Origin of the sequence: Streptomyces sp. 3N207 (assembly GCF_052246355.1) — a bacterium.
In the GTDB taxonomy this organism is placed as follows: Bacteria; Actinomycetota; Actinomycetes; order Streptomycetales; family Streptomycetaceae; genus Streptomyces.
In genome coordinates this window covers 76,596-90,038 of record NZ_JBQQBV010000009.1, presented here as the reverse complement: position 1 = coordinate 90,038, position 13,443 = coordinate 76,596, and the positions used below count along the sequence as shown (strand labels likewise).

The 13,443-nt window shown below is 71.3% G+C and carries 14 protein-coding genes; 9 read left to right on the top strand and 5 right to left on the bottom strand.

The genetic code is table 11. The features are described from left to right. Positions 1–98: 98 nt before the first annotated feature. Entirely contained in the window at positions 99–743 is a 645-nt protein-coding gene (locus ACTWP9_RS16060) for a TetR family transcriptional regulator (protein WP_443246827.1), read from the top strand. Between the two features lie 181 nt (positions 744–924). Here the strand turns inward: ACTWP9_RS16060 and def are convergent, their stop codons facing one another. After that, positions 925–1,458, bottom strand: a complete 534-nt coding sequence (def, locus tag ACTWP9_RS16055; RefSeq protein ID WP_443246826.1) for a peptide deformylase — start codon at positions 1,456–1,458, stop codon at positions 925–927. Between the two features lie 119 nt (positions 1,459–1,577). On the opposite strand from def, the gene ACTWP9_RS16050 reads away from it, so the two are divergent. The 4 genes from ACTWP9_RS16050 to ACTWP9_RS16035 all read left to right on the top strand — a co-directional run bounded on the left by ACTWP9_RS16050 (position 1,578) and on the right by ACTWP9_RS16035 (position 5,117). Then, on the top strand, positions 1,578–2,816 hold the full coding sequence (locus ACTWP9_RS16050; RefSeq protein WP_443246825.1) for a MurT ligase domain-containing protein: 1,239 nt from the start codon (positions 1,578–1,580) through the stop codon (positions 2,814–2,816). Between the two features lie 69 nt (positions 2,817–2,885). After that, on the top strand, positions 2,886–3,614 hold the full coding sequence (locus ACTWP9_RS16045; protein WP_433103792.1) for a type 1 glutamine amidotransferase: 729 nt from the start codon (positions 2,886–2,888) through the stop codon (positions 3,612–3,614). A 191-nt stretch (positions 3,615–3,805) separates the two neighbouring features. After that, complete coding sequence (locus ACTWP9_RS16040) at positions 3,806–4,762, top strand: cytochrome c oxidase assembly protein (RefSeq protein WP_443246824.1); 957 nt, start codon at positions 3,806–3,808, stop codon at positions 4,760–4,762. A 181-nt stretch (positions 4,763–4,943) separates the two neighbouring features. Further along, a complete protein-coding gene (locus ACTWP9_RS16035; protein ID WP_443247020.1) occupies positions 4,944–5,117 on the top strand; it encodes a hypothetical protein in 174 nt (57 codons plus the stop codon). 208 nt (positions 5,118–5,325) lie between these two features. On the opposite strand, the gene ACTWP9_RS16030 is transcribed toward ACTWP9_RS16035, so the two are convergent. The 3 genes from ACTWP9_RS16030 to ACTWP9_RS16020 all read right to left on the bottom strand — a co-directional run bounded on the left by ACTWP9_RS16030 (position 5,326) and on the right by ACTWP9_RS16020 (position 7,696). Next, positions 5,326–5,865 carry a type 1 glutamine amidotransferase domain-containing protein gene (locus ACTWP9_RS16030; protein ID WP_443246823.1) on the bottom strand — a complete coding sequence of 180 codons (540 nt, stop codon included), beginning with the start codon at positions 5,863–5,865 and terminating at the stop codon, positions 5,326–5,328. Between the two features lie 93 nt (positions 5,866–5,958). Beyond that, entirely contained in the window at positions 5,959–6,786 is an 828-nt protein-coding gene (locus tag ACTWP9_RS16025; protein ID WP_443246822.1) for an ABC transporter permease, read from the bottom strand. Positions 6,787–6,874: 88 nt separating this feature from the next. Next, positions 6,875–7,696, bottom strand: a complete 822-nt coding sequence (locus tag ACTWP9_RS16020; protein WP_443246821.1) for an ABC transporter ATP-binding protein — start codon at positions 7,694–7,696, stop codon at positions 6,875–6,877. A 74-nt stretch (positions 7,697–7,770) separates the two neighbouring features. On the opposite strand from ACTWP9_RS16020, the gene ACTWP9_RS16015 reads away from it, so the two are divergent. Both ACTWP9_RS16015 and ACTWP9_RS16010 read left to right on the top strand, forming a co-directional pair. Next, the gene (locus ACTWP9_RS16015; protein WP_443246820.1) at positions 7,771–8,424 is read left to right on the top strand and encodes a TetR/AcrR family transcriptional regulator; all 654 of its coding nucleotides are present in this window, start codon (positions 7,771–7,773) and stop codon (positions 8,422–8,424) included. Beyond that, on the top strand, positions 8,421–8,738 hold the full coding sequence (locus tag ACTWP9_RS16010) for a DUF6204 family protein (RefSeq protein ID WP_443246819.1): 318 nt from the start codon (positions 8,421–8,423) through the stop codon (positions 8,736–8,738). Before ACTWP9_RS16015 ends, ACTWP9_RS16010 begins: the two co-directional genes overlap by 4 nt. 20 nt (positions 8,739–8,758) lie before the next feature. On the opposite strand, the gene ACTWP9_RS16005 is transcribed toward ACTWP9_RS16010, so the two are convergent. After that, entirely contained in the window at positions 8,759–9,643 is an 885-nt protein-coding gene (locus tag ACTWP9_RS16005; protein ID WP_443246818.1) for a DMT family transporter, read from the bottom strand. A 621-nt stretch (positions 9,644–10,264) separates the two neighbouring features. Here ACTWP9_RS16005 and ACTWP9_RS16000 point away from each other — a divergent pair. Beyond that, positions 10,265–12,172 carry an HAD-IIIC family phosphatase gene (locus ACTWP9_RS16000; RefSeq protein ID WP_443246817.1) on the top strand — a complete coding sequence of 636 codons (1,908 nt, stop codon included), beginning with the start codon at positions 10,265–10,267 and terminating at the stop codon, positions 12,170–12,172. A 120-nt stretch (positions 12,173–12,292) separates the two neighbouring features. After that, positions 12,293–13,129 carry a 2-oxo acid dehydrogenase subunit E2 gene (locus ACTWP9_RS15995; protein WP_443246816.1) on the top strand — a complete coding sequence of 279 codons (837 nt, stop codon included), beginning with the start codon at positions 12,293–12,295 and terminating at the stop codon, positions 13,127–13,129. Positions 13,130–13,443 lie beyond the last annotated feature (314 nt).

Sequence of the window (13,443 nt, the reverse complement as noted above, 5' to 3'; positions counted from 1 at the left end):
TCAGTAGCCTCTGTCAACTCCCGTTCGCCGAGGCATCCGTGCACGTGAGGGTGTTACGTTCGGCCCGGCAATCGCGGACAGGGGCGGGGAGAAGCACCATGGAGACCACACGGCAGCCCGATCGGGCCGACAGCGCCGAGCAGCGCCGCAGGCAGCTGCTGGAGGCCGCCGAGCGGGTCGTGCTCCGCGAGGGTCCCGGGGCCTCCATGAATGCGATCGCCGCCGAGGCAGGCATCACCAAGCCCATCCTCTACCGGCACTTCGGCGACAAGGGCGGCCTCTACCGCGCACTCGCCGCCCGGCACACCGACGCGCTGCTGTCCTCACTGCGGGCCGCGCTGGACGCTCCCCGCGAGCGGCGCGAGCGCGTGGAGGCCACCCTGGACACCTATCTGGCCGCCATCGAAGCTCATCCGCAGGTCTACAGGTTCCTGATGCATCCGGCCGAGGGCTCCTCCACCAGCGAGCGCGGCTTCGATGTCGGCCAGCACTCGGCACCGCTGCTGCGGCGGCTGGGCGAGGAACTGGCCAAGGTGATCGCCGAACGGCTCGACCTGGGGCCGGAGAGCGAGGAGTTGGCGCGGGTGTGGGGGCACGGCATCGTCGGGATGATGCACGCCGCCGGTGACTGGTGGCTGCGCGAAAAGCCGTATGAGAGGGCGCGGTTGGTACGGCACCTGGCCGATCTGCTGTGGGGGAGGCTGGCCGCGGCGGGCGACCGAGTTGGGGGCCCGCGCTTCTAGCGCTCCCTCCCGTTTTGCTGGTCACGGGGTGCCCCGCCTGCCGTCCGCAGACTGCGGGTTGCGTCGTGGCTTGTCGCGCAGTTCCCCGCGCCCCTTCGGGGCGCGGGTCCCCCTCTGCGCTTGGGAGATCTGCGCCAGAGGCGCAGGGCTGGCAAGCGCAGCCCCCATTGCCGGGTACGGCCTAGTTCGAGGCAGCCGCTTTGCGGAGCACGCGGCGGCGGGTCCACCCCGTGAGCCGGTCGGTGTAGACGCGGCCCTCGAGATGGTCGTACTCGTGCTGGAGGCAGCGCGCGAAGTATCCGGTGCCCTCGATCCGCACCTCGGCGCCGGTCATGTCCTCGCCCTCGATGACGGCCACGTCGGCGCGGGGGGTCGGGGCCTCCGGGCCGGGCAGTGAGAGACAGCCCTCGGGGCCACGCACGGTCACCCCGTCCGCACGCACCAGCCGGGGGTTGACCACATGGCCACGGTGTCGGCGATCGTCGTCGTCGGGACAGTCGTAGACGAACACCCGCAGCGGTACCCCGATCTGACAGGCCGCCAGCCCGACCCCGTGCGCTGCGTACATGGTCGCGTACAGATCCTCCACCAGTACGGGCAGCGAGCCGCGGTCGCCGGCCGCGACCGGGCGGCTGGGGGTGTGCAGCACCGGATCGCCGTACGTTCGCAGCGGATGTACGGCACCGGTGGCGCCGGGGATGGGGCCGCGTCGCATGGCCGCCAGCCTACGCCCGGCGCCGCACTGCCGATCTTCGCAGGGGTGGCGCGGTCAGGGGCCCGGCGGGATCTCGGTAGGCTTCTCTCCTACGCGAGGGGCAAGGAGGTTCAGACACGATGGCAGGCAACACGGAGCCGCTGTCGCCGCGGTCCCGGCTGGCCGTGACGGCGGGCAAGGCAGCCGCGGCGGTGTCGCGGGCTGCGGGCCGCGGCAGCGGGTCGGTGATCGGCGGGAAGGTGGCGCTCAAGCTCGACCCCGACCTGCTTCAGCGGCTGGCCCAGCACCTGGACGTGATCCTGGTGTCCGCGACCAACGGCAAGACGACGACCACCCGGCTGATCGCCGAGGCGCTGCGCGCCAACGGTGAGGTGGTCTCCAACGCACTGGGCGCCAACATGCCTGCCGGTATCACCTCGGCGCTGGCCGGCGGCTCGAACGCGCGCTATGGCGTCATCGAGGTGGACGAGAAGTACCTGTCCGGCGTGGCCAGGGATGTGACGCCGAAGGCCATAGCGCTGCTGAACCTCTCGCGTGACCAGCTCGACCGTGCGGCGGAGACCCGGATGCTTGCCGAGCGCTGGCGCGAGGGCCTCTCGGGTCAGAAAGCCGTCATCGTGGCCAACGCCGACGACCCGCTGGTCGTCTGGGCAGCCTCCTCCTCCCCCAACGTGGTGTGGGTCGCCGCGGGCCAGGAGTGGAAGGACGACGCCTGGTCCTGTCCGGCGTGCGGCGGTGTGATGCAGCGCCCCGGCGACGACTGGTTCTGCGCCGAGTGCGGCTTCCGCCGTCCCACGCCGACCTGGGCCCTCTCCGGCGACCACGTACTGGACCCGCACGGCTCCGCCTGGCCGATCCACCTCCAGCTCCCCGGCCGGGCCAACAAGGCGAACGCCGCCACCTCCGCGGCCGTGGCCGCCGCCTTCGGGGTGCCGCCGCAGGTCGCGCTGGAGCGGATGTTCGCGGTCAAGGCCGTCGCCGGACGGTACGACGTCGTGCAGTACCAGGGCCGGGACATGCGGCTGCTGCTGGCGAAGAACCCCGCCGGGTGGCTGGAGACGTTCTCGCTGATCGACCCGCCACCCACCCCGGTCATCCTTTCGGTGAACGCACGCGGCGCGGACGGCACCGACACCTCGTGGCTGTGGGACGTGGACTACGGGCGGCTGGCCGGGCACCCGATCTGTGTCATCGGCGACCGGAAGCTGGACCTCGCGGTGCGGCTGGAGGTCGCGGGCGTGGACTTCCAGGTGTGCGAGAACCCCGCGGACGCCGTACGCCGGTGCCCGCCCGGACGGATCGAGACCATCGCCAACTACACCGCGTTCCAGGACCTGCGCCGCGCCGTCGGCAACTGATCACCCGTATCTTGGGATTCCGGGCCGTCGTACGCCCGACCCATCGATCCGCTCAAGGAGACTGGCGGCATGAGTGACACGAGTCTGCGTCTGGTCTGGGTCTATCCCGACCTGCTGAGCACGTACGGCGACCAGGGCAACGCGCTCGTGGTGGAGCGGCGGGCGCGGCAGCGCGGGCTGGACGTCCAGCGGCTGGACGTCCGCTCCGACCAGCCGATCCCGACGTCCGGCGACATCTATCTGATCGGCGGCGGCGAGGACCGGCCGCAGCGGCTGGCTGCCGAGCGGCTGCTGCGTGACGGCGGTCTGAACCGGGCCGTGGACAACGGCGCCATCGTCTTCGCGGTGTGCGCCGGCTACCAGATCATGGGGCACGAGTTCGTCAACGACCTGGGCGAGCGCTCGGCCGGGCTCGGGCTGCTGGATGTGATCAGCACCCGCGGCGAGGCCGAGCGGTGCGTGGGCGACGTCCTCGGCGACGCCGACGAGCAGCTGCGCCTCCCCCAGCTCACCGGCTTCGAGAACCACCAGGGCGTCACCCACCTCGGCCCCGGGGTGCGCCCGCTGGGCCGGGTGCGGCTCGGCAACGGCAACGGCACGGGCGACGGCACCGAGGGCGCCTGGCGGGACACCGTCTTCGGGACGTATCTGCACGGCCCGGTGCTGGCCCGTAACCCGCAGATCGCGGACCTGCTGATCAAGCTGTCGCTCGATGTGAACGCGCTGCCACCGACCGATGACACCTGGTACGAGGCGCTGCGCCAGGAGCGGATCGCGGCGGCGACGCAGCCCGCCTGACCTCCGTCCCCGGCACTTCCTGCCCCGTCCCGGCCTGCTGGTCCTCCCCGGCTGTTCCGGCTTCTCACCGGCGGCCCATTTCCGTCGGAGCGTGCGAGGCGACCGCCCGCCTGGGCCGCCCCCATGAGGGCGGCTCAGGCGGGCGGTTCTAGTCTGGTACGGGCTTATCGGTCGGTTGCGGGAGAGTTCGGATGGATCACGGCGGGCACGGCATGACGATGGACCTACCGCCGTTCACGGTCGCGCGGGGGCTGGAGTTCACCGGCGACCCGTTCTTCCTGGTGGGGTGTCTGCTGGCGCTCGCGCTCTACGGCTGGGGCGTGGTGCGGCTGCGGCGCAGGGGCGACAGCTGGCCGGTGGGGCGCACCGTGGGCTTCGCGGCGGGCGTGGCCTCGGTGGCGCTGGTGATGTGCACGGCGCTCAACGAGTACGGCATGGTGCTCTTCAGCGTGCACATGGTGCAGCACATGGTGATCAGCATGCTGTCGCCGATCCTGCTGCTGCTGGGCGCCCCCGTCACGCTGGCGCTGCGTGCGCTGCCGTCGGCGGCCCGTAGCCAGGGGATGCGCAAGGGGCCGCGGGAACTGCTGGTGGCGCTGCTGCACAGCCGCTATGTGCGGGTGATCTCGCACCCGGCGTTCACCATCCCGCTGTTCATCGCCAGCCTGTACGCGCTGTACTTCACGCCGCTGTTCGACTTTCTGATGGGCTCCAAGGCCGGGCATCTCGCGATGATGGTGCACTTCCTCGCCGTCGGCCTGGTCTTCTTCTGGCCGATCATGGGCGTGGACCCGGGCCCGCACCGCCCCGGCTATGTGATGCGGATGCTGGAGCTGTTCGCGGGGATGCCGTTCCACGCCTTCTTCGGCATCGCGCTGATGATGGCTTCCCAACCGATGGTGGAGACCTACGCCGACCCGCCGGCCTCGCTGGGCGTCAGCGCGCTCTCCGACCAGACGGCGGCCGGGGGTATCGCCTGGGCGTTCAGCGAGATCCCCTCGGTGCTGGTGCTGATCGCCCTGGTGTTCCAGTGGTACGTCACCGAGCAGCGGCAGGCCCGCCGCCGGGACCGCAAGGCCGACCGGGACGGCGACAAGGAACTGGCCGCCTACAACGCCTACCTCGCCTCCCTCCAGCCCAGGGAGTGAGCTGCCGGCCCGTCTGCCCGTCCGGCTGCGCACCGGGGCGCGGGAGGGCGGAGGGCATGGGCGCATCGGAGTGCGCAGTGGCGCATGGGGCCGCGGGCGGGTGACCATAGGGACTTGGCCGCGGCCCTTGTGCGTGCGCGACCCGTACGTCCCGGGGCCGCCGGGAGAGGACGGTGTTGTGATGTCCGGGATGACGCGCATGCCGGTGTCCGCGAAGGCCATGACCGTGCTCACGGTCGTGGGCCTTGTGGTGGTGACGGCGTACACCGCGGCGCTGGGGAGCAGCGGGTGGCTGTGGTTCTGCTGGGTCGTACTGGGACTGGTCACCCTGGGTGTGTTCACCACGCGTGAGTGAGCCGACGCGCGGGGCCAGCTCACCAGGAACGTTCGGCTCACCAGGAACCTGAGGGCGCACCGCGGAAAACGGGGCGCAGATGAACGGGAGCGCAGGACAACGCAACGGGGGAGCCGGAAGGCAGCAGACGGCCGGGCCTCGCGGTCCGTCCTTGCGGGCGGAGCGCGGGGCCCGGCCGTCGTAGCCGTGGCAGCAAGGTGGTGGGAGGTCAGCTGCCGACGCCGAACTCCGTCAGGAGCGCCTTGACGAACGCTTCGAGATCGCCCGGCCTACGGCTGGTGATCAGCTTGTTGTTGCCGCCGTCGCAGACCTTGACCTGCTCGTCGACCCAGTTGCCGCCGGCGTTGCGGATATCGGTGCGCAGGCTCGGATACGAGGTCAGGGTGCGGCCCCGCACCACATCGGCCTCGACCAGCGTCCAGGGCGCATGGCAGATGGCGGCGACGGGCAGTCCCGCGTCGAAGAAGCCCTTCACGAAGGCGACGGCCTTCTCGTCGGTGCGCAGGAAGTCCGGGTTGGCGACACCGCCGGGCAGCACGAGCCCGTCGAAGTCGGCAGGTTCGACCTGCGAGACGAGTTCGTCGACGGGGAAGGTGTCGGCCTTGTCAAGGCGCTTGAACGCCTGGACGGTCTTCCCACGGGTGGAGAGCAGGACAGGCTCGCCGCCCGCCTCCTTGACGGCGTCCCACGGGTCGGTCAGCTCGATCTGTTCGGCGCCCTCGGGCGCGACGAGAAAGGCAACACGCACGTGCCTCACGTCCTTTCCGTCATCTCGCGTGCGCCCAGCGGGTCCCCACCGAACAAGCACATATGCGTAAGTGCACGGGTACGGCCTGCCCGTTCAGCGCCGCTTGGCACCGCCCCCGCTGGTACGGCCGAAGAGGCGGGCGGCTGCCAGCAGACACAGGGCTGCCAGCACGACGGTGACGACGGCGCCCGCGGCGACGGTGACGGTGGCCAGTTCGCCGCGGAAGACATCACGTACGGCGTCGACGGTGTAGCGGAACGGGACGGCGCGGGAGACGCCCTCCAGCCAGTCGGGGGCGAGGCTCATGGGCAGCAGCAGACCGGAGAGGAGCATCAGCGGCATCACAGCGGTGTTGGCGACGGCGGCGAATTCGGGCGGCGTCGCGATCCGCATGGCCAGGCCGTGCGAGAGGGCGGCGAGCGCTCCGGAGAGTACGGCGATGAAGGCCAGGCCGACGACGATTCCCCACAGCGGAGCGCGCAGCCCGAGGGCGAGACCGAGCAGGATGAGCAGCACGCTCTGTGCGGCGAGTTGGACCACGTCCCGCAGGGCCCGCCCGAGCAGCATCGCCGTCGGGCTGACGGGGGTGACGCGCATCCGGTCGACCACACCCGTGTTGCGCTCCACCAGCAGACCGAGCCCCACGTACGACCCGCCCAGCAGGGCGAGTTGGACGAGGACCCCGGGGACGAAGGTCTGCCATGAGGAGCCGTCGACGCCCAGGTCGAGCCGGGTCAGGAGCGGGCCGAAGAGGGAGAGGAACAGCAGCGGCTGGAGCATGCCGAAGAACATGCTGGTCTTCGAGCGCAGGGTCGCGCGCAGACAGCGGCCGAAGATGAGGCCGGTGTCGGCGGCAAGGTGCCGAAGCCGGTCGAGGGGCGGGGTGGGCGTCGTGGCGACGGCGGCGGTGCTGGTGGTCATGGCGGTTCCGTAGGGAGGCGGCCGGCCCTGGCACGGGCCGGCGTCGGGTGTGTCAGCTGTAGGTGCCGGTCATCGGCCGTCGGCGGTGTCAGACGGCCACCGGCTGGTGGCTGGGACCGCGCCCGGTGAGGGCGAGGAAGGCGTCCTGGAGGGAGGCACCGGGGCCCGGTCCGTATGCGCGCTTGAGCGCTTCCGGGGTGCCCTCGGCGACGGTTCGGCCGCCGTCGACGACAACGATGCGGTCGGCGAGGGCGTCGGCCTCGTCCAGATAGTGCGTGGTGAGGAAGACGGTGGTCCCCCGGTCCCGGCGGATGCGGCGGACCAGCTCCCACAGTTCGGCGCGGCTGCCCGGGTCGAGGCCGGTGGTGGGCTCGTCCAGGAAGAGGACCTCGGGGTGGTTGACGAGTCCGAGGGCGATCTCCAGCCGACGGCGCTGGCCTCCGGAGAGGGAAGCGGTCGGCCGGTCCAGCAGTGCGGTCAGGCCAAGCTCCTCCGCCAGTTCGTCGGCGCGGTGCCGGGCCTCCTGCTTGGGCATCCGGTGCAGCCGGGCCTGGGTGACCAGCTCCTCGCGGACTCCGCAGGCCGGATCGAGACCGCCCGCCTGGGCGACGTAGCCGATGCGTGACCGTACGGCCGACGGCTCGGCGAGCAGGTCGTGTCCCGCGACGCGGGCCTCGCCGCCGGTGGGCCGCAGCAGCGTCGTGAGCATCCGGAGGGTGCTGGTCTTCCCGGCGCCGTTCGGGCCGAGGAAGCCGAGGATCTCACCGCGCGGGACGGACAGCTCGATGCCGCGCACGGCATGCACGGGGCCCGTCTTGAGCGTGTAGGTGAGGGTGAGCCCGCGGACGTCGAGGGCGGGCCGGGTTGGTGGAGACGGGGGCGTGGGGGCAGGGGTGGGTGTCCGTGTCATGCCGCCGATGGGAACACAGTGGACTGCAAAAGCGCAATGCATTTCAGTTTTGCAGTCGGGTTAGGATTCTCCGTATGAGCGAAGGGCTGCGGGAGCGCAAGAAGCGGCAGACACGGCAGCGCATCCACGAGGTGGCCATGCGGCTGTTCGTGGAGCGGGGCTTCGACAAGGTCACCATCGCGGAGGTCGCCGCGGCGGCAGAGGTGTCCGTGAACACCCTCTACAACTACTTCGAGGCCAAGGAGGACCTCGTCCTACCGCCGGACCAGGCGTCGCCCCAGCGGCTCGCCGAGATCGTCCGGCAGCGCGCACCGGGCGAGTCCCCCGCGCGGGCCGTGCTCTCCCGGCTGCGTGCGGAGGTGCGCGGCCGGGAGCGGCAACTCGGACTGACCGAGGGGTTCGGGCCGGTCTTCGAGATGATGCGGGCCGCGCCCACCCTCACGGCCCGCCTGGGCGACCTCGGCGGGGAGATGACCGACGCGCTCACCGCGCAGCTCGCCGAGGAGACGGGCGCCGCACCGGACGACCCGGCACTGTGCGCCGCGGCGAGCCAGATCGGCTGGTTCCACTCGCTGGTCTTCACCGAGATCGGCCGCCGCCTGGTGACCGGGCGTACCCCGGACGAGATCGCCGACGATGTGCTCGCACTCCTGGACGCCGTCGAGGAGCTGCTGGGCGAACGCGCTTTCAGCTACGCCGTACGAGAGGAACGACCGTGTTCCGAGTGACCATCCGGGGAACCTTCACCGGCCTGGACGAGACCGGCCGCGCCGAGCTCCGCGAGCGGGCCGACGGCTTCGGCGCCTCCTTCACCGAGGCCGGCACCTTCACCTGCGACAGCAGTCTGTCCGCCTTCACCTTCCGCTGCCAGGTCCCGCCGCCGCCCGAGGGCGAGGAGCCCGACGAGGAGACATGGGCCGCCCTCCGGGCCACCGAGGCCCTGGAGGCACACGGGCACCCCCACCGGGTGCTGCGGCTGGCGGTCACGGACCTGCGGGACATCAAGATCCGCCGTAAGGGCCGCGGGAAGCATCAGCGCTGACGTGCCGTCAGGGAGCACCGTCAGGTAGCCTCCTCCGGCTCCTTGGCGACCGGCTGCTTCCCCTCCGGCAGCACCGGGTGTCTGCCCAGGATGAAGACCCCGACGACCACGGCCAGAAGCCCGATCACCTCGCCCGCCAGAGCGCCCGGCGTGAGCCGGATGGAGTCGCCCAGAAACCCGATCCCACAGGCGATGCCGGCCAGCGGCTCGGCCGCCGTCAGTGACGGCAGCGACATCCGCAGCGGGCCGCCCTCGAAGGCGCTCTGCACCAGCACCAGTCCGACCACGGCGAGCGCGACGATGGTGTAGCCCTGCCAGCTCAGCAGCACACCCAGCAGCCCGGAGGAGCTGTAGATCCCGCCGACGACCCTGGTCAGGGCGTCCTGGAGACCGTAGAGCGCTCCGGCCGCGGTCGCCAGCAGGGGCGGCTCCTTGAAGAGTTCGAGATGCCGTGCGATGAGTACCAGGACGAGGGCGATCCCGACGAGGATGCCGAAGATCAGCCAGTGGCGCAGGGCACCGGCCTCGCGCTCGGTGCCCTCCGGCCGGCCCGCCGCGATGAAGGCGGTCACTCCCCCGCTGAGCAGCACCACACCGGCCCAGCCCGACCAGCCGAGGCGTTGGCTGGTCAGCCGTCGCGCGAACAGCATCGCGAAGAGCAGGTTCGTCGCCAGCAGGGGCTCGATCGTGGACAGGTCCCCCTGCGTCAGAGCGAACGCGCTGGTGAGCTGACCGACCACCATGCTGCCGATACCGAGCAGCCAGCGCGGCACCCGCACCAGGTCGAGCAGCAGCCGGAAGGACAGTACGTCGGCGGACGGGGCCCGGGCCGCGGCATCCTGTTGCAGCACGAAGCCCAGACCGAGGAAGCAGGCGGCAACCAGCCCGTAGACGTAGAGAGTCACGGGATGCCCCTTTCCACCGACCGGACGGTGCGAGTGCCTGCCGGCCGCGTTCGCACGCTCGTCCACCCCGTCCGCCTGGGAACAGCGCCGCCGAGATTAGGCGCCCGCCCGGGCGGACACCACGGCACCCGCCGCCGGAGGCGGGCGGCACGCCCCCTAAGCATGAAAGCCCCAGGGCTGAATGGCGCTTCGCCGCCCGGCCGGGGCGGGCGACCGGGCCTCCGCGCCTCCTCGGTGCTGCTGCGACCGATGGCCGCGTCGCCTGGGCGACCGCGGTGGGCCCGAGGGCTCGTACGAAGCGCTGAACCGATGGTTCGGCCAGGCGGAGGACGCCGGCGCGCGTATGGCGCGGCGCGCAAGGTCCTGGCCAGGGGGTGCCCCTTGCCCGATCCCGCCGACTGCGGGTGAGCTGTGGCTGGGCGCGCAGTTCCCCGCGCCCCTTCGGGGCGCCATATCCCCCAGCGCTCAGGAGTTCTGCGCCAGAGGCGCACCGTCTACTGAGTCTGTGACTAGGGCGGCTTTAGTCCTGACGACGACGCTGTAACCCCCCACGTCGGGAAGGAAGAGAATGGACCGTCGCGACATCAAGGCGGGTTTCGCGCTGGAGGTGTCCTGAGCGCTATGAGCGCCGATTCCGCTCCGTCGGCCGACGGCAACGCCCACTCCGCGGCGGACACCCTGCTGCACATGTACCAGCAGGAGCAGCTGGTCCCCCGCTACCCGGAGGTCAGGCAGCTGGTGGGCTCTCTGACCGGCTCCGAACTGACAAGGGCGGGACATCTGCTGAGCCGGGTCGATCCGGAGCGGGTCCTCGCCGCACATCCCGGCGTCCCCGCACTCACCGTGGCCGTGACCGGTCACGGCACACTGGCGGCCCTGGTCCCGGCGCTGACCGCCGAACTGGCCCGGCACGGGCTGCTGATGCGGCGGCACCTCGCCGATTTCGACAGCTACGTCTTCGATCTGGGCGACGCGGACAGCGAGCTGTACGCGGCCCGGCCCGACGTGGCCCTGTGTGTGCTGGACCCGGCTGTCGTCTTCGACGAGGTGCCGACGCCGTGGCTGCCGGAGCACGTCGAGGACGCGGCCAAGCGGAAGCTGGCCCTGCTGGAGGGGCTGGCGGACCGGTTCGGAAACAGCTGTGACGGCACGCTGGTGTTCAACACCCTGCCCCTGCCCCGCCGGTTCGCCGCGCAGCTCGTCGACCACCGGTCCCGGGCGCGGCTCGGCGCCGTGTGGCGGGAGTTCAACGCGCGGTTGCTCACCCTTGCCGAGGACCGCCCCTGGCTGGTCGTGCTGGACCTGGACCCGTTGACGGCCTGCGGGGTGGCCGTGGAGGACGTGCGGCTGAGCATCTACACCAGGGCCCATCTGTCCTCGCCCCTGCTGGCCGCGTACGCGCGCGAGGTCGGCCATCTGGCGCGGCACGTGGCGGGAGGGACCAAGAAGGCGCTCGTCCTCGACCTGGACAACACGGTGTGGGGCGGCGTGCTGGGGGACGACGGGCCGGACGGGATCGAGGTGGCCGGCAGCTACCGCGGGGAGGCGTTCGCGGCGTTCCAGCGCGTCGTCAAACAGCTCGGCTCACAGGGCGTGCTGTTGGCGGCGGCCAGCAAGAACGACGTGGACCCGGTGCGCACCGTGCTGCGCGGTCACCCCGATATGACCCTCCGGGAGGAGGACTTCGTGCGGATCGGCGCCGACTGGGGACCCAAGCACGAGGCGATCGCGGAGGTCGCCGAGGCGCTCAACGTCGGTACGGACGCCTTCGTCTTCGTGGACGACAGCCCCCACGAGCGGGAGCTGGTCCGGCGCGCACTGCCCGACGTCACAGTGGTCGCCGTGGACGACGAGCCGGCGCTGCACATCGAAGCGCTCCTGCACGACGGCTGGTTCGACTGCCGTCAACTGACGCGCGAGGACCACCAGCGCGTCAGCCGCTACCGGCAGGAGGCACAGCGTAAGGACTTCCTGGAGGGCTTCGCCTCCGTCGAGGAGTACCTGAGCCGGCTGGAGGTCCGCGTACGGCTGGCAGCACCCACCGCTGCCGAGGTGCCCCGGATAGCGCAGCTGACCCTGCGCACGAACCAGTTCAACCTGACCACGGTGCGTATGCAGCCCGCCGAGGTGGAGGAACTGCTGGCCGCCCCGGACACCGGGGTGCTTGCCGTGCACAGCAGCGACAGGTTCGGGGACAACGGGCTGGTCGGCGCGCTCTTCCTGCGCCGCGAGCAGGACCGGCTGCACATCGACAACTTCGTGCTCAGCTGCCGGGTCTTCGCCCGCGGTATCGAGCAGACCTGTCTGTCGTCCGTCCTGCGGTACGCGAAGGACAGCGGAGCCGGGTCGGTGACCGGCTCCTACCGCAGGACGGCGAAGAACGGCAAGGTCGCCGGCCTGTACACAGCGCACGGGTTCTCCGAGGTCACCGACGACGGAACCACGACCACCTTCCGCCACGATCTCAGCCACGTTCCGGCCCCGCCGCCGCACGTGCGTCTGACGGAGAGCTTCGGAGAGAGCCCCTAATGATCGCGTTCGAAGCTGGAGCCGCGAGCCGGCCGGCGGATCTCCCCGCCGCCGCGTTGCAGTCCGCCACCTTGCACGACCTCTACGAGCTGGTCGAGAACGCATGACGGGAGTACGGACATGAGAGCGGACCCCTTTCCCCGCGAGCGCCGGCACACGGCGTACTTCCTCCGGGAGATCCGCGGCTACGCGCCGGTTTTCCTGGGAGCCGAGATCGAGATGACCGCGGTGCGGCGCCATCAGCAGGACGCGCGGGCGCGGGGCGACAGGTTCTCGGCGGTCACCTATGTGCTGTACTCCGCTGCGCGGGTGCTGGCCGCGCATCCGGAGGCGAACGCCGCGCTCCGCGGCGGGCTCCGGCCCCGGGTCGCCCCCTACGAAACGGTGGCGGCGAAGCTCGCGCTGGACAAGACGATGGGCGGGCGCCGTGTCGTCCTCTCGGCGGTACTGCCGGACGTACACCTGAGGAGCCTTCGGGACATCGCCGAACAGACGGCCCGCTTCCGCGACGGCGACCCCGACCGGATGCCGGAGTTCGCCGGGGTACGCGCCCTGCAACGGCTGCCGGGACCGCTCGGGCACCTCGCCTACCGGATGGGTACGCGACCGCTGCGCCGCCGGATCACCACCAACGGCACGTTCTCCGTCACCTCGCTGGGGCACCGGCCCGTCACCTCGTTCCACTCCGTCGGTGGCACCACGGTCACCCTCGGCCTGGGCGCCGTCGCCGACCGTCCCGTGGTACGCGACGGTGCGGTCACCGTCGCCCCCGTGCTGCCGCTGTCCCTCACCTTCGACCACCGGGTGATCGACGGGGCCGAGGCGGCGGACGTACTCGGCGAGATCAAGCAGGCACTGGAGAACTTCGACGACGGCAGCGGCAGCACCGGCCACGAGGGGACGGACGCCGCGAAGGCGGTCCCGGCGCCGAACGGGGCGGCCGACCAGCGCACGTGAGCCGCGTCGGGCGACTGCTCCTCGGCGTCGAGCAGTTCGAAGACCCGCTCGGCGGAGGCCGCCCTGGATGTCGCGCGTACGCCTTCGGCCCCGAGATGCACGAGGCAGTGTGTGCCATCGGCCCCGGCGCCCGCGGCGGGCTGGAGACCACCGACGCTGGGCAGTGGCTGGTGAACCGCGGAACCGCACGGTCACCGCCGTCTCCCACCGGCTGCTGATCTCAGACAACTCCCGCTTCTTCGTCCCGGGTTGACTTCTTCTACGCTGTCCGGACGACAGGCCCCGGCCGGTCCCCGACATTCCAGTACCAGTCC

What these genes read in the sequence shown, in the direction of transcription:
- ACTWP9_RS16060 (WP_443246827.1), top strand. Translation starts at nt 99, where the DNA reads ATGGAGACCACACGGCAGCCCGATCGGGCCGACAGCGCCGAGCAGCGC.
- def (WP_443246826.1), bottom strand. Translation starts at nt 1,458, where the DNA reads ATGCGACGCGGCCCCATCCCCGGCGCCACCGGTGCCGTACATCCGCTG.
- ACTWP9_RS16050 (WP_443246825.1), top strand. Translation starts at nt 1,578, where the DNA reads ATGGCAGGCAACACGGAGCCGCTGTCGCCGCGGTCCCGGCTGGCCGTG.
- ACTWP9_RS16045 (WP_433103792.1), top strand. Translation starts at nt 2,886, where the DNA reads ATGAGTGACACGAGTCTGCGTCTGGTCTGGGTCTATCCCGACCTGCTG.
- ACTWP9_RS16040 (WP_443246824.1), top strand. Translation starts at nt 3,806, where the DNA reads ATGGATCACGGCGGGCACGGCATGACGATGGACCTACCGCCGTTCACG.
- ACTWP9_RS16035 (WP_443247020.1), top strand. Translation starts at nt 4,944, where the DNA reads ATGTCCGGGATGACGCGCATGCCGGTGTCCGCGAAGGCCATGACCGTG.
- ACTWP9_RS16025 (WP_443246822.1), bottom strand. Translation starts at nt 6,786, where the DNA reads ATGACCACCAGCACCGCCGCCGTCGCCACGACGCCCACCCCGCCCCTC.
- ACTWP9_RS16020 (WP_443246821.1), bottom strand. Translation starts at nt 7,696, where the DNA reads ATGACACGGACACCCACCCCTGCCCCCACGCCCCCGTCTCCACCAACC.
- ACTWP9_RS16015 (WP_443246820.1), top strand. Translation starts at nt 7,771, where the DNA reads ATGAGCGAAGGGCTGCGGGAGCGCAAGAAGCGGCAGACACGGCAGCGC.
- ACTWP9_RS16000 (WP_443246817.1), top strand. Translation starts at nt 10,265, where the DNA reads ATGAGCGCCGATTCCGCTCCGTCGGCCGACGGCAACGCCCACTCCGCG.
- ACTWP9_RS15995 (WP_443246816.1), top strand. Translation starts at nt 12,293, where the DNA reads ATGAGAGCGGACCCCTTTCCCCGCGAGCGCCGGCACACGGCGTACTTC.